12 protein-coding genes and 1 riboswitch are annotated in these 16877 nt (G+C 69.5%); of the genes, 7 read left to right on the top strand and 5 right to left on the bottom strand.

Going from position 1 to position 16877, the window contains the following annotated elements; all coding sequences use genetic code 11:
* Positions 1–136: 136 nt before the first annotated feature.
* Together L3V18_RS16385 and L3V18_RS16390 are read left to right on the top strand one after the other, a co-directional pair.
* Positions 137–427, top strand: coding sequence for an ArsR/SmtB family transcription factor (locus L3V18_RS16385; RefSeq protein WP_237056430.1), 291 nt, complete (start codon positions 137–139; stop codon positions 425–427).
* A 116-nt stretch (positions 428–543) separates the two neighbouring features.
* Complete coding sequence (locus tag L3V18_RS16390) at positions 544–999, top strand: protein tyrosine phosphatase family protein (protein ID WP_237056341.1); 456 nt, start codon at positions 544–546, stop codon at positions 997–999.
* Between the two features lie 21 nt (positions 1000–1020).
* On the opposite strand, the gene L3V18_RS16395 is transcribed toward L3V18_RS16390, so the two are convergent.
* Together L3V18_RS16395 and L3V18_RS16400 are read right to left on the bottom strand one after the other, a co-directional pair.
* The gene (locus L3V18_RS16395; RefSeq protein ID WP_237056342.1) at positions 1021–1845 is read right to left on the bottom strand and encodes a S1/P1 nuclease; all 825 of its coding nucleotides are present in this window, start codon (positions 1843–1845) and stop codon (positions 1021–1023) included.
* A 215-nt stretch (positions 1846–2060) separates the two neighbouring features.
* Entirely contained in the window at positions 2061–2684 is a 624-nt protein-coding gene (locus L3V18_RS16400; protein ID WP_425493550.1) for an OmpW/AlkL family protein, read from the bottom strand.
* A 301-nt stretch (positions 2685–2985) separates the two neighbouring features.
* On the opposite strand from L3V18_RS16400, the gene gap reads away from it, so the two are divergent.
* The gene (gene gap / locus L3V18_RS16405; RefSeq protein WP_237056343.1) at positions 2986–3987 is read left to right on the top strand and encodes a type I glyceraldehyde-3-phosphate dehydrogenase; all 1002 of its coding nucleotides are present in this window, start codon (positions 2986–2988) and stop codon (positions 3985–3987) included.
* A 57-nt stretch (positions 3988–4044) separates the two neighbouring features.
* Here gap and L3V18_RS16410 read toward each other — a convergent pair whose 3' ends face one another.
* From L3V18_RS16410 to L3V18_RS16420, 3 genes are all read right to left on the bottom strand, one after another.
* Positions 4045–5751, bottom strand: coding sequence for a sensor domain-containing diguanylate cyclase (locus L3V18_RS16410; RefSeq protein ID WP_237056344.1), 1707 nt, complete (start codon positions 5749–5751; stop codon positions 4045–4047).
* A gap of 481 nt (positions 5752–6232) precedes the next feature.
* Entirely contained in the window at positions 6233–7246 is a 1014-nt protein-coding gene (locus L3V18_RS16415; protein ID WP_237056345.1) for a ribonucleotide-diphosphate reductase subunit beta, read from the bottom strand.
* Positions 7243–9660: a ribonucleoside-diphosphate reductase subunit alpha gene (locus L3V18_RS16420; protein ID WP_425493553.1), complete on the bottom strand. Its 2418-nt coding sequence runs from the start codon at positions 9658–9660 to the stop codon at positions 7243–7245. The genes L3V18_RS16415 and L3V18_RS16420 overlap by 4 nt, the downstream gene beginning before the upstream one ends.
* Before the next feature lie 303 nt (positions 9661–9963).
* Positions 9964–10277, bottom strand: a riboswitch (cobalamin riboswitch).
* A 126-nt stretch (positions 10278–10403) separates the two neighbouring features.
* Between L3V18_RS16420 and L3V18_RS16425 the strand changes: the two genes are divergently transcribed.
* The 4 genes from L3V18_RS16425 (at position 10404) to L3V18_RS16440 (ending at position 16875) form a co-directional block, all read left to right on the top strand.
* Positions 10404–13130 carry a DUF2339 domain-containing protein gene (locus L3V18_RS16425; protein ID WP_237056347.1) on the top strand — a complete coding sequence of 909 codons (2727 nt, stop codon included), beginning with the start codon at positions 10404–10406 and terminating at the stop codon, positions 13128–13130.
* A complete protein-coding gene (locus L3V18_RS16430) occupies positions 13127–14599 on the top strand; it encodes a DUF3999 domain-containing protein (RefSeq protein WP_237056349.1) in 1473 nt (490 codons plus the stop codon). The genes L3V18_RS16425 and L3V18_RS16430 overlap by 4 nt, the downstream gene beginning before the upstream one ends.
* Positions 14600–15037: 438 nt before the next feature.
* Positions 15038–16228, top strand: coding sequence for a phosphoglycerate kinase (locus L3V18_RS16435; RefSeq protein ID WP_237056350.1), 1191 nt, complete (start codon positions 15038–15040; stop codon positions 16226–16228).
* Complete coding sequence (locus L3V18_RS16440) at positions 16228–16875, top strand: HAD-IA family hydrolase (RefSeq protein WP_237056351.1); 648 nt, start codon at positions 16228–16230, stop codon at positions 16873–16875. Before L3V18_RS16435 ends, L3V18_RS16440 begins: the two co-directional genes overlap by 1 nt.
* Positions 16876–16877 lie beyond the last annotated feature (2 nt).

Consider the following 16877-nt stretch of genomic DNA (forward strand, 5'->3'; position numbering starts at 1 on the left):
GATACGGCATTGTATTAGATATTGCTTATTTAGCAATATTGAATATAATGCGGGCGATGGCTGTCCCTTCCAAGAACGGAGTGCTGCCTTGAACACCGTCCACCGCGCGCATCCGGCAGGCATCGATGCCGCCCGGATGCAGGTCCACGCCGCCGACGCCTCGGCGTTGCTGAAGACGCTCGGCAATCCGCAGCGCCTGATGATCCTGTGCCACCTGGTCGCGGGAGAACTCGGCGTCGGCGCGCTGCACGCGCGTCTGTCGCTGTCGCAGTCGGCGCTGTCCCAGCATCTGGCGGTGCTGCGCGAGGCCGGCATCGTCGCCACCCGCCGCGACGGAGTACAGGTGTTCTATTCGCTGCAGCCCGGACCGGCGCAGCAGGTGATGGCCGCCCTCCATCGCATCTACTGCGAGGGAGACGCGCCATGACGCCCTTGCGAGGGTGGCGCGCCGCGATGCCGCCGGTTTTCTTTCTCGCCGCCGGGCTGACCGCCTGCGCGACTCCGATCCCACCCGCCGTTCCGATGACGAGGACCGCAACCGCCATGTCCCACGACCCCGCTCTCCGTTTCGACGTGCCCCAGCTGCGCAGGCCGCGTCCCGGACTGATCACCGGCGGCCAGCCCGATGCATCGGCCTGGCGCGGGCTGAAGGCGCAGGGCGTCACCACCGTGATCAATCTGCGTACTGCCGAAGAGCTCGCCGGGCGCGACGTGGCGGCCGAGGTCGCCGCCGCGGGCATGCGCTACCACGCGATCCCGGTGGCCGGCGCGGCCGGCATCAACGGCGACAACGCCGCGGCGCTGCGCGCGCTGCTGGAGGACGCGAACGGCACGGTGCTGGTGCATTGCGCGTCCGGCAACCGGGTCGGCGGGTTGATCGCGCTCGGTGCCGCCCAGGGCGGGTTGCCCGCGGAACAGGCGCTGGAACTGGGCAAGGCCGCCGGGCTTACGGGTGCCGAAGCGCAGGTCCGCCAGCAGTTGGGATTGTCGGCCGAATAGACGGCGCCAGGCGGCGTAGGCTCAGCCGCCGAGCGCGGCGTTGAGGACCTTGGCCAGGTGCTGCCCGCCCAGGCGCAGCTGCCGTTCGGCGACCGGCTGCCAGCGCCCGGCATAGGCCGGGTCCAGCGAGCCCTTCGGCGGATAGAAGCCGGGACTCTCGACGATCCTGCAGGAAGCTTCGGCCCAGGCGGCCGGCCCCCCGGGCGCCGCGTGCGCGTCGGCGGATGCGGGCGCCGGCGATTGCCGCAGGCGGGCGAGCCAGCCTGCTTCGTCGAGACCGGCGCCGGCCAGCAGGCCGCTGTCCCACAGCGCATGCAGGTTGCTGCCGCGGCCATCGACGTTGATCTGATGGGTATTGCCGCCGCGGTCGTCGGCGCGACCGGCGTGCAGCGGCTGGTGGACGTCGCCGACGAAGTGGACGACGAATTTCAGCGCCTGCAGGCGCGCAGCCCGCGGCCGGCCGTGATCGGCGAGGATCGCCAACTGCGCGTCGATCGCCGCGACCACGCAGTCGCCGCGCGGACAGTCGCGTGCGGGGTCGTAGCGGCAACCGTTCCCGGCGCCATCTTCCGGAGCGATGTTGACGTAGTGCCAGCGCGCGCTGCGACGGCCGAGATCGGGGTCGTGGGCGCGCAGCTCGTCGGCCCAGTTGGCGATGCCGGCCAGGCTGGGTTCGGCTTCCCCGGCGAGCAGCCGTCGCGCTTCGGCCCGGGCTTGCGGCGTCATTCCGTCCCAGGCGAGCTCGGCCACCAGGCGGTGGCCGAGCGGGCCCCAGGCATGGGCGGGAACGGGCAGGACGAGGGTCGCGGCCAGGACGGCGGCGACCAGAACGGTGCGCAGGGTCATGCGCGCTACTCTAGTGCACCGCGGGCGACAGGACATGTGCGCAAGGCGGCGTCTTCGGAAGCGCTCCGGACATTTCCCGGGTTCCGGACTGTCGGTGAGAGAGGGGCGAATCGCAGCGCTCCCGTCCTTGCGCCCGGCCCGTGCCGCGTCACCCGCGACGCTTCGGTCGACGCCGGCACGCCGGCAAACCCCGGCGTGCCGGCGGGACGGAGACCTCAGAACCGGAACACGTAGGCGACGCCGTAGATGAAGGGATCGATGTCGACCGTGCCCAGGTCGGCACCGTCCAGCCTGACGTCGGTATCGATGTCGATCCAGCGGGCGTCGACCCGGATCGCGCCGCGCTCGCCGACGTCGAAGTCGATGCCGGCGTGGGCGGCCGCGCCCCAGGAGCCGTCCAGCTCGAGATCGCTCCCGGCGAGGGCGCCGCGGGTGTCCTCGCTGAAGAAGGTCGTGTAGTTCACGCCGGCGCCGACGAACGGACGCACCGTGCCGCCGCCATTGAAGTGGTACTGCAGCGAGACCGTCGGTGGCAGGTGGCGGGTGCTGCCGACCGTGCCCAGTCCGTCTATCGCGATGTCGTGTTCGAACGGCAGCGACGCGAGCACCTCGATGCCGAGGTTGTCGCGCAGGAAATACTCGAAGGTGATGGTCGGACGGACGTTGTCGTCGACCTCGACGTCCAGGGTGCCGCCGGCGAGGCTGCCGTTGTCGGACTTGGGGTCGACGACGTGGGCACCCACGCCAAGGGTCCACTCGCCCTGGGACTGGGCCAGGACCGGCGTCGCGAAGGTCGCGACGGCCAGGGCGAGGGTGCAGGTGATCGGGTGCATACGCATGGGCAAGACTCCTTTCCAGTTGGGTTGGCGCCACTATCCGCCTTCGCCAGTGTCGCGACTTGACCGAGCTCAAATCCGTGAACCCGGCTGGAAAAGCTCCTGGCCTCGAAGGTGCGAACCGTCCGCCGGAGCGTGGCGGGATGGTGCCGGTCGCGAGTCAAGGCAGACGCCGTCCGCGCGGGGGCCGCGGCCGGGGTGCGGGACGGGCCGCGCGGGACGGGCTGCGAGAACGGGCTGCTAGAATATGGGGCTCCGTCCACCCATTCGCCGCGCCCGTGCGCGGTCGCAGGAGCTCCCAGCAATGACCATCAAGGTAGGCATCAACGGCTTCGGCCGCATCGGACGCAACGTGCTGCGTTCGGCCGTGCAGAACTTCGCCGGCGAGATCGAGATCGTCGCCATCAACGACCTGCTCGAGCCCGACTACCTGGCCTACATGCTGCGCTACGACTCCGTGCACGGCCGCTTCCAGGGCGAGGTTTCGGTCGAGGGCAGCGACCTGATCGTCAATGGACGCAAGATCCGCCTGACCGCCGAGCGCGACCCGGCCAACCTGAAGTGGGACGAGGTCGGCGCCGACGTCGTCATCGAGTCGACCGGTCTGTTCCTGACCAAGGAAACCGCGCAGAAGCACATCGATGCCGGCGCGAAGAAGGTGATCATGTCGGCACCGTCGAAGGACGACACTCCGATGTTCGTCTACGGCGTCAACCATGCGACCTACAAGGGCGAGGCGATCATCTCCAATGCCTCGTGCACCACCAACTGCCTGGCGCCGCTGGCCAAGGTGATCAACGACAAGTGGGGCATCAAGCGCGGCCTGATGACCACCGTGCACGCCGCCACCGCAACCCAGAAGACCGTCGACGGCCCGTCCAACAAGGACTGGCGCGGCGGACGCGGCATCCTCGAGAACATCATCCCGTCCTCGACGGGCGCGGCCAAGGCGGTCGGTGTGGTGATCCCCGAGCTCAACAAGAAGCTCACCGGCATGGCGTTCCGCGTGCCGACCTCGGACGTGTCGGTGGTCGACCTGACCGTCGAGCTCGAGAAGGACGCCAGCTATGCCGAGATCTGTGCCGAGATGAAGGCGCAGTCCGAAGGCGCACTGAAGGGCATCCTCGGCTACACCGAGGACAAAGTCGTGGCGACCGACTTCCGCGGTGATGCGCGCACCTCGATCTTCGATGCCGAGGCCGGCATCGCGCTGGACGGCACCTTCGTCAAGCTGGTCAGCTGGTACGACAACGAGTGGGGCTACTCCAACAAGTGCCTGGAGATGGCCAAGGTCGTCGCGGGCTGACCGTGCGCCGCTGAGCGACCCATCGCGGGCGCGATCCGGTCGGGGAAAGGGGATGCCCTAGACGCCGACCCGGTCGCGCCCGTTGCGTTTGGCCCGGTACAACGCCTCGTCGGCCTGCGACAGCAGCCGGTCCATGAACTGCGGCGACGGCTGCACGGCGACGCCGATGCTGATCGTGACCACGCCGTGGATGCCGTCGGCATGCGGGATGCCGGTGTTGCGCACGTTGCTGCTCAGCCGCTGGGCGACCTCGGTCGCGATCCCTTCGTCGGCATCGCACAGCAGGATCGCGAACTCCTCGCCGCCGACCCGGGCCAGCACGTCGCCCGGGCCGCGCAACAGGCTGGTCATGATGCCGACCACCCGCTTGAGCACGGTGTCGCCGGCCGGATGGCCGTAGCGGTCGTTGTAGGCCTTGAAGTGGTCGACGTCGACGATCAGCGCGGCGATCGAGGTGTCGTCGTATTCCGGCTCTTCGACCAGCGCGTTGACCGCGCGACGGAAGCCGCGCACGTTCAGCGCGCCGGTCAGCGCGTCGATGCTGGCGACCCGCTCCAGCTCTTCGACCGCCTGCCGCAGATCGGCGGTGCGTGCGGCGATCTCGTCGTCGCGTTCTTCGATCACGGTCTGCAGCGAGGCCGCCAGCCTGCGTTGTTCGTCGAGCGAGGCGTTGAGTTCGCCGTAGGCGCGACTCAGCCGGTCAGAGAGCTCGCTGACCGCGTCGGCGACCGGCTGCAGCTCCATCGGCATGCGGTCGGTGCCGTCGCGGTCGACCGGAGCGCCGACTGCGAAGTTGCGCAGTGCGTCGAGCAGACGGCCGGTGCCCGAGGCCAACGCCCGCAACTGCGCCCAGGTTGCGGCCAGCACGCCCAGGCTGATCAGGATCAGCAGCGCGACGAGAACGAGGGTGTTGCGACTGATCGTCTCCAGCAGCTGGCGGTCGGGCGCCAGCAGGACGAGGGTCCAGCCGCTGCGCATCCGCGAGCGCGACACGAATGCATTGCCGTCGCCAAGGATGCGCCGTTCGAAGCTCGTCCGAGCCAGATGCAGCGGGACCTCCCCCTGCAGGGTAAGGCGGGGATCGTCGACGATGTCGAGGAACCGGTAAGGCAAACCCTCGGTGGCATGGATGATCCGCCCGCGGCGGTCGAGCAGCAGCATCTCGTAGCCGCGCGAACGGAACACGTCGCCGCGCTGGTCGACGAAGGTCTCGACGTGGATCGACGCTTCGACGATGCCGTTGAAGTCGCCGTTGCGGATGATCGGGGCGGAAATCGCGACCAGCGGATCCTCGCCCAGCGCCCGGCCCTGGAATGCGTTGGAGACGTACGGCCGCAGGTGGCGTTCGGGATTCCGGAAATACTCGCGGTCGGCGACGCTCCGTGGCGCGTCGTCCCTCTGCATGACGACCGTCGACGGGGCGTGGGCGATGATGCGCCCGTCGCGATCGGTCACCAATGCGCTGATCAGGCCCGGGTAGGCGGCGAGCAGGCTGTCCAGGTCGGCCGACCAGTCGTCGCTGCCGTTTCCGCGGTTCTGCGCAAGCATGGCCATGCCGGCGAGCCGGCTGTGGATGAAGTCGTCGATCGACGAGGCGGTCAGGCTGGCGGACAGGCCGGTCTGCTCGCCGAGCGAGCGATGCTCGGACTGGTACTGCTGCCAGAGCATGACCCCGCTGAACAACAGCGCCGGCACCAGCGCGGCAAAGAGAAGCAGCTGGGTGAACCGCCGGCGCAGGGACCACGATTGTCCGGGAGAGACCAAGGGTGCGGGCGCGCTCGGAGTATTGATGGCCGTACGCTACCGCGCGCGATGAGACGGGGCAATCGCCTGCGCGGCCGCGTTTTCCCGTGTCCGGCGTCGCCAGCGGGGCTCTGTGACGAGGGTCGCGAATCGCGTGCCGCTGCCGCGAACGACGGCAACCGGGTCGCGGCGCCCGCCGGCGACGAGGCCGGACAGCTGCGTGGTCGGAAGAGGGAGATCGTCCCGTGGACCCCGCAGGCGGCGTGCAGAATCGTGGACGCAGACAGCGCCGGCCGGCAGGACCCCGACCTCCGCGTCCACTCGGGGGAGCGGCGCGAAGTGGCGGCGTCCGTGCCGCCGTTCACGCTGCTTGGAACAGGGAGTCTCCTTCGTCCCCCGATGCATCCCTGCGCGGCATCCTTACCGGTGCGTCCGTGCCGGCGATGGCTCCGTCCACCGCGTGGACCGCGTCCCGGCGAACACGGGTGGCGACGCGGAACGCTCAGAACGCCGCATCGAAGGCGACCTCGCCGCTGACGCCGACCTGATATGCGGACACGCGCCGCTCGAAGAAGTTGGTGACCTCCTGCACGTCCTGCAGATCCATGAAGCCGAACGGATTGACGGCGCCGAACCGCTTTGGCAGTCCGAGCTGTCCCAGTCGCTGGTCCGCGCAGTACTCCAGGTACTGGCGCATGTCCTTCAGCGACAGGCCGACCACGCCGCCCGACAGCACGTCCTGCGCGAACTGCATCTCGCAATCCACCGCTTCCTCCAGCATCGTAACGACGCGCTGTTTCAGTTCTTCGTCGAACAGCCCGGGCTCTTCCTTGCGCACGGTGTCGATGACCTCGAATGCGAACGCCATGTGGCAGCTTTCGTCGCGGAACACCCAGTTGGTGCCCGAGGCCAGCCCGTGCAGCAGCCCGCGTGAACGCAGGTAGTAGACATAGGCGAACGCGGCGAAGAAGAACAGGCCTTCGATGCAGCAGGCGAAGCAGATCAGGTTGAGCAGGAACTGGCGGCGCTGCCCGGGCGTCTCGATCCGTCGCAGGTCCTGGATCGAATCCATCCACCTGAAGCAGAACTCGGCCTTGGCGCGGATCGACGGAATGTTCTCCACCGCGGCGAAGGCCTTCGCACGCGCGACCGGATCCGGCAGGTAGGTGTCGAGCAGGGTCAGGTAGAACTGCACGTGCAGCGCCTCCTCGTACAGCTGGCGCGACAGGTACATGCGCGCCTCGGGCGCGTTGATGTGCTGGTAGAGGTTCAGCACCAGGTTGTTGGCGACGATCGAATCACCGGTGGCGAAGAACGCCACCAGCCGTTCGATCAGGTGCCGTTCGGCCGGGCCGAACTTCTGGCGCAGGTCGTTGACATCGAGCGAGAAGTCGACTTCCTCGACGGTCCAGGTGTTGCGGATCGCGTCGCGGTACATCTCGTAGAAGCGCGGATAGCGCATCGGTCGCAGGGTGAGGTCAAAGCCGGGGTCGAGGAGGTGGCTGTCGGTGCTCATTGGCAGGCCTCGCAGGATTCGGGGTTCTCCAGCGAACAGGCGACGGCGGCAGCCGGCGCGACGCTGCTCACGGTCGACTTGGCGATCTTCGTGGCAGGCCGCGAGCGCAGGTAGTAGGTGGTCTTCAGCCCCTTCTTCCACGCGTACATGTACATCGACGACAGCTGGCCGATGTTCGGACTCTCGATGAACAGGTTCAGCGACTGGCTCTGGTCGATGAAGGCGCCACGGTCCGCCGCCATGTCGATCAACGAGCGCATCGGCAGTTCCCAGGCGGTGCGGTAGACCGCGCGCAGCGCTTCGGGGATCGCGTCGATGCCCTGGATCGAGCCCTCGGCCATCTTGATCCGGTCGCGCAGTTCCGGCGTCCACTGGCCCAGCTTCTTCAGCTCTTCCACGAGGTAGCGATTGACCACGATGAAGTCGCCCGACAGCGTCTCGCGCTTGAACAGGTTCGATACCTGCGGCTCGATGCACTCGTAGCAACCGGCGATGGACGCGATCGTCGCGGTCGGAGCGATCGCGATCAGCAACGAGTTGCGCAGGCCATGCTCCCCGATCCGCGCCCGCAGCGCGTCCCACTCCAGCGATGCGGAAGGTCCGACGCCCCAGGCCTCGAACTGCAGCTCGCCGCGCGAGGCGCGGGTGTCCTCGAAGCCGGGATGCCTGCCGCGTTCCATTGCCAGCTCGTTCGATGCCGACAGCGCGTGGAAATAGATGTGCTCGGCGATCTGCATCGACAGTGCGCGTGCCGGTTCGGAATCGAACGGAAGCCTCAGCTTGAAGAACACGTCCTGCAGGCCCATCACCCCGAGCCCGACCGGCCGCCACTTCAGGTTGGCGCGGCGCGCGGTCTCGATCGGGTAGAAATTCAGGTCGATCACGCGGTCGAGCTGGCGTATCGCGAGCCGTACCGTCTCGCTCAGCTTCCCGAAATCGAATGTCCCGGCCTGGCCATGCACCGGCCCCTCTTCGAACAACTCAACATGGTGGGAGAGGTTGATCGAACCGAGGTTGCAGACCGCGGTCTCGTCCTGCGAGGTGACCTCGAGGATCTCGGTGCACAGGTTCGACAGGTGGACCACGTTGCCTTCGCGCAGGGTCTGGTTGCAGGCACGGTTGGACTTGTCCTTGAAGTTCATCCAGCCGTTGCCGGTCTGGGCGAGGGTGCGCATCATCCGCGCGTACAACTCGCGCGCCTTGACCTGCTTCGTCGCCAGCCCGGCTGCCTCGGCGGCGCGGTAGGCGGTGTCGAAGGCGTCGCCCCACAGGTCCGTCAGCTGAGGCACCCGGGCCGGATCGAACAGCGACCACTCCGCGTCGGCCTCGACCCGGCGCATGAACTCGTCCGGGATCCAGTTGGCGAGGTTGAGGTTGTGGGTGCGCCGCGCCTCGTCGCCGGTGTTGTCGCGCAGTTCCAGGAACTCCTCGACGTCGGCATGCCAGGGTTCGAGGTACACGCACGCCGCGCCCTTGCGCTTGCCGCCCTGGTTGACCGCGGCGACCGAGGCGTCGAGCGTCTTCAGCCACGGCACGATGCCGTTGCTCAGGCCATTGGTGCTGCGGATCAGCGAACCGTGCGAGCGGATGCGGGTGTAGCTCAGGCCGATGCCGCCGCTGAACTTGGAGAGCTTGGCCACGTCCATGTAGCGCTTGTAGATGCCTTCCAGCGAGTCCTCGGGCGAGTCGAGCAGGAAGCAGCTCGACAGCTGTTCGTGGGTGGTGCCGGCGTTGAACAGGGTCGGTGAGGAGGGCACGTAGTCCAGCTGCGCCATCCGCCGGTACAGCGCCAGCGCGTCGCCGACGTCCTCGCTGAGCGCGCAGGCGATGCGCAGGAAGAACTGCTGCGGGGTCTCGATCACCGTGCGCGCGGTCGGGTGGCGCAGCAGGTAGCGGTCGTACAGCGTGCGCAGGCCGAAGTAGTCGAACCGGTTGTTGAGCGTGTTGTCGATCGCGTCGTTGAGCTTGCGTGCGTTCGCCTGCACGAAGCCGAGCAGGCGGTCGTTGATCACGCCAAGCTCGTGGCCGCGCTGCACCGACTGCGAAAACGCGTTGATGTCGAGCGCGGCGACCTCCTTCTCGATCACCCCGGCCAGCAGGCGGGCGGCGAGGCGGCCGTACTCGGGCTCCTCGGCGGTCAGCAGGGCGGCGGTGCGGATCGACAGCTCGTCCAGCTCGCGGGTGGTGGCGCCGTCGTAGAGCCCGGAGATGGTGCGGGTCGCGACCCGCATCGGGTCGACCGAGTAGAGATCCTCGCTGCAGCGGGTCACCGCGCGCACGATCTTGTTGAGGTCGACCGGTTCGCGGCGACCGTTGCGCTTGGTCACGGTCATGGTCAGGTTCGCGGCCGGCGGCGTCAGCGCGAAGCCGTCGCTCGTCGTCTTCGCAGGTGCGGTGGAGGCGGTTGGCGGCATGGCGGCCAGGGTGTCGGGGCTGTCGGTGGTCATCGCGGTACTCCTGTGCAGGCGCACGGTTCGCCGCCCTTCCCGCGAGGGCGGCGCACGGAGGCACGGCGGATGGCGCCCGGAACAGGAACGGCGCCGATCCAGCCGTGCCCCCGCGGGCGCGGAGTCTGCGGAATGAAGACGGGGTGTCGCAGGGCCGGACGGGCCTCCCGCGCCGGCGGAGGATCCGGCGCTGCGCAGCGGACGAGGCGGCCGCTGCGACGACACCGACCGTCTCCCCCCGGAGACTCCCTGGCCGGTCACCGCGCGGTGTGCTTCGCACGGCTGTCGGCAGGTCTTCGGGCTCTGGACGCGGAAGCCGGTTGCGCTTCCGTAGGAGCGGCGTGAGCCGCGATCGGGCCTTCACGAGAAGGCTTCATCGCGGCTCACGCCGCTCCTACGACAACCGGACTCCACCTACCGCCCGTCGCTTCCCGGGGCTGTCCCCAGTGCCATGACGGGTTTCGTTTCCACTACCGCTGCGGGGCAGCGCCGGCCTGGGTGCGCCATGCAGGCGGCACCGCACCGGACTTCCCTATTAAGCCAGCCGCCCGGAGGCGGCCAGCACCGACGGGCACAACATAGTGTGGGTATCAGGTCCAGTCAATCCGATATGTTGTGATTTGCGTGAAGGGCGTCGATTGCGCCCGTACGCTGCCGAAACGGCACAGGTGGTGTAGCCTCGCTTCCAGCTGAATGCGAGGCGGGGCGTAATGGAAGGTCTGCTCGTGCTGCTCGGGCTGGTGGTGCTGCTGGTGCCGGTACTGCTGATCGTGGCGTTGGTGATGATCGGCGGGCTGCGGTCGCGGGTAGGCGCGCTCGAGCGCGAGGTGGCGTGGTTGCGCGAGTCCGCGACGACGGAGGCCGGCACGGCGACGGCGGCCGCGCCGGAACCGACGCTCGCCGAGATCATGCAGGCCTCGCAGCCGGCGGAGGCCGCTCCCACGGCCCAATCCGGGCCGCGACCCGAACCTCGACCGATGCCACGCCCTGCGGTCGTCGACGCGACCCCGGCATCGGAGGAAACTTCGATGCCATCGCCGCCTCCATTGCCTCCATTGCCGCCATTGCCTCCATTGCCGCCAGTGCCGCCGCAGGCGCGGCCGGTACCGGTCCGTACCGGTCCCGATCCGGTCGCCGCGGGCGTGCGCGTGATCAAGCGCTGGTTCACCGAGGGCAACGTGCCGGTCAAGGTCGGCATGCTGGTGCTGTTCGCGGGCGTCGCCGCCCTGCTCAAGTACGCCAGTGACCAGGGCTGGATGACGCTGCCGATCGAGCTTCGCTATGCCGGCATCGCGGCCGCCGCGCTGGCCGGGCTGGTATTCGGCTGGCGCCAGCGCGAGCGCAAGCGCACGTTCGCGCTGGCGCTGCAGGGCGGCACGATCGGGGTGCTGTTGCTGGTGGTGTTCGCCGCGTTCAAGGTCCACCCGCTGCTGCCCGCGGGCGCGGCGTTCGCGCTGAGCGTGGCGCTGGTGGCGGGCGCCGGCGTGCTTGCGGTGGTACAGCGGGCGATCGCGCTGGCGGTGCTGGGCATCCTCGCAGGGTTCCTTGCGCCGGTGTGGCTGTCGACGGGGAGCGGCAACCATGCCGCCCTGTTCGGCTACTACGCGGTACTCAACGCGGCGGTTCTCGCGATCGCGTGGTGGCGCCCGTGGCGGGTGCTGAACCTGCTCGGCTTCGTCTTCACCTTCGGCATCGGCACCGTCTGGGGCGTGCTGCAGTACCGGCCGGACCATTTCGCGACGACCGAGCCGTTCCTGCTGCTGTTCTTCGCCTTCTATCTGGTCATCCCGGTCCTGTATGCCCGCAGGCGGGTGGCCGGCCGACGCAATGCCGTCGATGCCTGCCTGGTGTTCGGCACGCCGCTGGTCGCGTTCTCGCTGCAGGCCGGTTTGCTCGAAGGCGCGCGGATGCCATTGGCGCTGTGCGCGTTGGCGCTGGCTGCTGTCTACCTGCTGCTGGCCTGGATGCTGCGCTCGCGCGAGCGCTACGCGGCGCTGGTCGCGCCCTATGCGGTGCTGGCGGTCGGGTTCGCCACGCTCGCGGTACCGCTTGCGCTGTCGGCGCAGGCGACCGCCAGCGTGTTCGCGCTGGAAGGCGCGGCAGCGGTATGGCTGGGCCTGCGCCAGCAACGGCGCCTGCCGCAGATCGCCGGCCTGCTGCTGCAGCTTGCCGCCGCGGTGAGTTTCCTGATCGGCCTGGAAGGCGCGGCTCCTGCGGCGCGCGCGCTGGCCAATCCGCGCTTCACCGGCGGTCTGCTGATCGCCGTCGCCGGCTTCGCCAGTGCGTGGAGCTACTGGCGTACTCCGACCCGGGCGCCGGGATTGCCGTATTACCTGTGGGGGCTGGTCTGGTGGGGTGGAATCGGACTGGCCGAGATCGATCGCTTCGCGCCGCCGGCGCGGGACGCCGACCTGTGCCTGATGTTCGCGGCGCTGACCGCGCTGCTGGCCGGCGTGGCCAGACGCCGGGTCGACGCGACGCCGCTGGACTGGACGGTGGCGGCAGCGCTCGCGGTCGCCTTGCCGCTCGCCTTTGCCCAGGCCGACGCGCATGCGCAGCCGTTCGCAGGGCTGGGACTGGCGGCATGGGCGGCCTACGCCGTGGGCGGTGCGCTCGCGTTGACCGGTCTGCGTGGCGCCGGCAGCGGCGGCCGTGCGGCCGCCCATGCCGGATGGGTCGCGGCGTGGCCGGTCGCGATCGGGCTGGGCCTGAGCGAGCTGGCGCAAGGGCTGGATCTGGGCGATGGCTGGCAGCTGGCCCTGGGCGCGGGACCCTGGCTGGCCGTCGCCGCGGCGATCCAGTGGCGGCCGCGCCAGGTCGGTTGGCCGCTGGCCGACGCATTCGATGGCTGGCGGGCGCCGCTGCTCGGCGGCTTCCTGCTGGTGCTCGCCCTGGCGTTCGTGATCGCGCTCTTCTGGCCGGGTGCCGCCGATCCGCTGCCGTGGCTGCCCGTCCTCAATCCGCTCGACGTGTTCCAGATCGGCGCGATCCTGGTCATCGGCGCCGGCCTGCAGTCGGTGCCCGGTGGCCTGGGCCTGCGCGCGGCGCGACCGATCGTACTTGCCGGCGCCGGCTTCGTCCTGGTCAGCGTGATCACGCTGCGTGCCGCGCACCACTGGGGTGGGGAGGCGTGGCAGGCGCAGATACTGCAGACCAGCCTGGTCCAGACCGCGCTGACCGTGGTCTGGAGCATGCTCGGCGTGATCGGCTGGATCGTCGGTTCCCGGCGCGGGCGTCGTACGCTGTGGCTGGCGGGCGCGGTGCTGATGGCGGTGGTGCTGGCGAAGCTTGTCCTGATCGATCGCCAGCACCTGGGCAATCTGCTCGGGATCGCTTCCTTCATCGCCTACGGGCTGCTGTGTACCGCCGTCGGTTATTTCGCGCCCGCCCCGCCCAGGACGCCATCGCCGGTACAGCCGTCGGGAGAATCCGCATGAAGCCGCAAATCAGGGTCCGTAGCCGGATCGCCGCCGTCCTCGTGCTGCTGCCGTGCATGACGGCGCTCGCCGGCGGCCGCGGGGACTATGGCTGGGAATGGCCGCTGACCCTGTCGCACGACGACGCCGGCGCCTATCGGGTGACCCTGGACGAGTCCGTCTACCGCCGGGTCCAGGATCCGGGCATGCGGGACCTGGTCGTGTTCGACGGCACCGGCGCCGCCGCGCCGACGGCGTTGTTCGAGCCCGAGCAGCCACTGGCCCGGCCGGTGCCGAGACTGGAGCTTCCGTGGTTTCCGGTACCGCTGCCGAGTGCGACGACGGCGCGGCGCTGGGACCTGGTCAGCGAATCGGATGCGGACGGGCGACTGCGCCGGGTCGAGGTGCGTGGGAGCATGTCCGGCGAGCGCGCGCTGGCCGACGCGCTGGTGGTCGACCTCAGCCGCGTACGCGAGGCGGTCGCCGCGCTGGAGCTGGAATGGAAGCCGGTCGAGGGGCTCGATCTCGGCTATCACGTCGAGGCCAGCGACGATCTGGATCACTGGACGCCGCTGGCCACCCGCGGGCGCCTCGTCGATCTGCAGCGCGAGGGGCGGCAACTGCTGCACCGTCGCATCGAGCTGTACGGATTGCTGCCCCATCACCAGCGCGCCCGCTACCTGCGACTGACCCCCGACCGGACCGACCAGCCGCTGGCGGTTACCGCGGTGACGGCGGTGTTCGCGCCCCGGGCGGACGTGGCCCCGCCGAGCTGGGTCGAGCTGTCGCCGGTGCGGACATCCGCCGATGGACTGGCATACGAGTTCGTGCTCGAAGGCCGCTTTCCCGTCCAGCAGGCCGATGTCGCGCTGGTCGGCAACCATGCGGTCGAATGGCAACTGGAAAGCCGCGACGTGTCCGACGGGGACTGGCGCCCGCGCGCCGCACCATGGATGGGCTACCGCGTCGGCGCCGACGGCGGCCGCTCGGAACCGGCGGTGCTGGCCGGGCCGGTCCGCGACCGTCACTGGCGATTGCGGGCGAGCACCGCGGTCAGCGGTACGCCGACGTTGCGCCTGGGCTATCGCCCGGAGGTCGCCGTGTTCGTCGCCCAGGGCACGCCGCCGTACTCGCTTGCGGCCGGAAGCAGGCGGACGCTGCGCGAGGACTCGCCGGTCCCCCGCCTGGTCGATGCCCTGCGCGAGCGCCATGGCCGCGCCTGGCAGCCGGCCACCGCGTACGCCGGAAATGTCCGCGTGCTCGCCGGTGAACAGGCACTCGAGCCGCGCCGTGACTGGCGCAGCTGGCTGCTCTGGGGCGTGCTGCTGATCGCTGCGCTGGTGGTCGCGGGCCTCGCGATCAGCCTGCTGCGCTCCACCCGCAGGACTGCCGCCGTGGATGCGCCGGCGGAAGCCGCCGGCGACGCCGTCGCGGAGTCTACGGCAGGGACCCCGGACGACATCGTCGAGGGCAAGCCCGGCGACGACTGAGCGCCCTCGCGGCACCCGCGCGCGTCGCACACGCGGTTTCATTCGCGGCAGCGGACCGCGACAATACCGGGCCGGGGACATCGGCGCTGTACGCCAGCGCCTGCGGCGCAAGATGCCGACCCCTCCTGCGACCTGGCCCGGGCCGGACGATCCGAAGACGGCCAGCAGCGCCAGGGACGGCACAGCTGTCCTTTTCCCCGAACAATTCCCAACGAGCGAACACGATGACCATCCTGCGAATGACCGACCTCGACCTCGCCGGCAAGCGCGTACTGATCCGCGAGGGCGAGCCGGGCTGACGCGGGCTGCCCTATCGGCAGGCCGCGCCGGCGAGCGCCCGGCCATGGACGGCCGGGCCGGACGACCCGAAGACGGCCAGCAGCGCCAGGGACGGCACAGCTGTCCTTTTCCCCGAACAATTCCCAACGAGCGAACACGATGACCATCCTGCGAATGACCGACCTCGACCTCGCCGGCAAGCGCGTACTGATCCGCGAGGACCTCAACGTGCCGATCAGCGAGGGCCGGATCACCTCCGAACAGCGCATCCTGGCGGCGTTGCCGACGATGAAGCTGGCGCTGGAGAAGGGCGCGGCGGTGATGGTCACCTCGCACCTCGGCCGGCCGAAGGAAGGGCAGTGGAGCGAGGCCGACTCGCTGGCACCCGTCGCCGCCCGCCTGTCGGAGCTGCTCGGAATCGAGGTGCCGCTGGTGCGCGACTGGGTCGACGGCTTCGGCATCGATGGCAAGGATCTCGCGCCCGGCCAACTGGTGCTGCTCGAGAACTGCCGGATGAACATCGGTGAGAAAGCCGACGACGAGGTGTTGTCGAAGAAGTACGCGGCGCTGTGCGACGTCTTCGTGATGGATGCGTTCGGCACCGCCCACCGCGCGCAGGCCTCGACCCACGGCGTGATCCGCGCGGCGAAGGTTGCCGCCGGCGGCCCGCTGCTGATGGCCGAACTCGATGCGCTGGCCAAGGCGCTCGACGAGCCGGCGCGGCCACTGCTGGCGATCGTCGCCGGTTCCAAGGTCAGCACCAAGCTCGAGCTGCTGTCGTCGCTGGTCGGCAAGGTCGACCAGCTGATCGTCGGCGGCGGCATCGCCAACACGTTCATTGCCGCGATGGGCTTTGGGGTCGGCAAGTCGCTGGTCGAGATGGACCTGATCGACACCGCGAAGCAGATCATCGCCGACGCGCAGGCGCGTGGCGCCAGCATCCCGCTGCCGACCGATGTGGTGGTCGCGCCGGCGTTCTCGGCCGACGCACCGGCCACCGTCAGGGCTGTCGACGCGGTGGGCGCCGACGACATGATCCTCGACATCGGCCCGGACACCGCCAAGGCCTACGCCGCACTGATCGCGAAGGCCGGCACGGTGGTCTGGAACGGCCCGGTCGGCGTGTTCGAGTTCGACGCCTTCGGCAAGGGCACCGAGGCCATGGCGCGTGCGATCGCGTCCAGCAGGGCGTTCTCGATCGCCGGTGGCGGCGATACCCTCGCCGCGGTCGACAAGTACGGCATCGCCGCCGACGTCGGCTACATCTCCACCGGCGGCGGCGCGTTCCTCGAATTCCTGGAAGGCAAGGAACTGCCGGCGGTCGCGGCGCTGAAGGCGCGTGCCGCCTGATGGGCGAACCGCGGCCGACGCTGTTCTTCGACCTCGACGGCACCCTGATCGATTCGGCCGCCGGCATCACCCGCTGCATCGCCCATGCGCTGGGCGCGATGGGACGGCCGATGCCGGCAGAGGCGGAACTGCGCGGCTGGATCGGCCCGTCGCTGCGCACCAGCTTCGGACCGCTGTTCGACGACCCGTCCGAGGTCGAGTCGGCGGTTTCGCACTATCGCGACCGCTTCGAACGGGTCGGCTGGACCGAGCATGCGATCTATGCCGGCATCGGCGAGACCGTCGAAGCGCTGCATGCGCGTGGCCACCGGCTCGCGGTGGTCACCGCGAAGAACGAGCCGCACGCGAGGCGGATCGTGGAGCATCTGCCGTTCGGCGACCGCTTCGTCGACGTGATCGGCGCGACCCCATGCGGCACGCGCAGCGACAAGCCCGAGCTGATCGCCGAAGCGCTCGCGCGACTCGGGCTTGATCCCGACGACTGCTGGATGATCGGCGACCGTCGCATGGACATCGAAGGCGCGCGCTGCCATCGCATGCGCAACATCGGCGTGCTGTGGGGCTTCGGGGGCGAGGCGGAACTGCGCGCCGCTGGCGCAGCGCGCCTGGCGGCATCCCCAGGTGAACTGGCCGCGTTGCTGATCTGACT

The organism is Marilutibacter chinensis (assembly GCF_021725675.1).
GTDB classification, from domain to species: Bacteria; Pseudomonadota; Gammaproteobacteria; order Xanthomonadales; family Xanthomonadaceae; genus Marilutibacter; species Marilutibacter chinensis.

What these genes read in the sequence shown, in the direction of transcription:
- L3V18_RS16390 (WP_237056341.1), top strand. Translation starts at nt 544, where the DNA reads ATGTCCCACGACCCCGCTCTCCGTTTCGACGTGCCCCAGCTGCGCAGG.
- L3V18_RS16415 (WP_237056345.1), bottom strand. Translation starts at nt 7,246, where the DNA reads ATGAGCACCGACAGCCACCTCCTCGACCCCGGCTTTGACCTCACCCTG.
- gap (WP_237056343.1), top strand. Translation starts at nt 2,986, where the DNA reads ATGACCATCAAGGTAGGCATCAACGGCTTCGGCCGCATCGGACGCAAC.
- L3V18_RS16385 (WP_237056430.1), top strand. Translation starts at nt 137, where the DNA reads ATGCAGGTCCACGCCGCCGACGCCTCGGCGTTGCTGAAGACGCTCGGC.
- L3V18_RS16400 (WP_425493550.1), bottom strand. Translation starts at nt 2,684, where the DNA reads ATGCGTATGCACCCGATCACCTGCACCCTCGCCCTGGCCGTCGCGACC.
- L3V18_RS16435 (WP_237056350.1), top strand. Translation starts at nt 15,038, where the DNA reads ATGACCATCCTGCGAATGACCGACCTCGACCTCGCCGGCAAGCGCGTA.
- L3V18_RS16395 (WP_237056342.1), bottom strand. Translation starts at nt 1,845, where the DNA reads ATGACCCTGCGCACCGTTCTGGTCGCCGCCGTCCTGGCCGCGACCCTC.
- L3V18_RS16420 (WP_425493553.1), bottom strand. Translation starts at nt 9,660, where the DNA reads ATGCCGCCAACCGCCTCCACCGCACCTGCGAAGACGACGAGCGACGGC.
- L3V18_RS16440 (WP_237056351.1), top strand. Translation starts at nt 16,228, where the DNA reads ATGGGCGAACCGCGGCCGACGCTGTTCTTCGACCTCGACGGCACCCTG.
- L3V18_RS16425 (WP_237056347.1), top strand. Translation starts at nt 10,404, where the DNA reads ATGGAAGGTCTGCTCGTGCTGCTCGGGCTGGTGGTGCTGCTGGTGCCG.
- L3V18_RS16430 (WP_237056349.1), top strand. Translation starts at nt 13,127, where the DNA reads ATGAAGCCGCAAATCAGGGTCCGTAGCCGGATCGCCGCCGTCCTCGTG.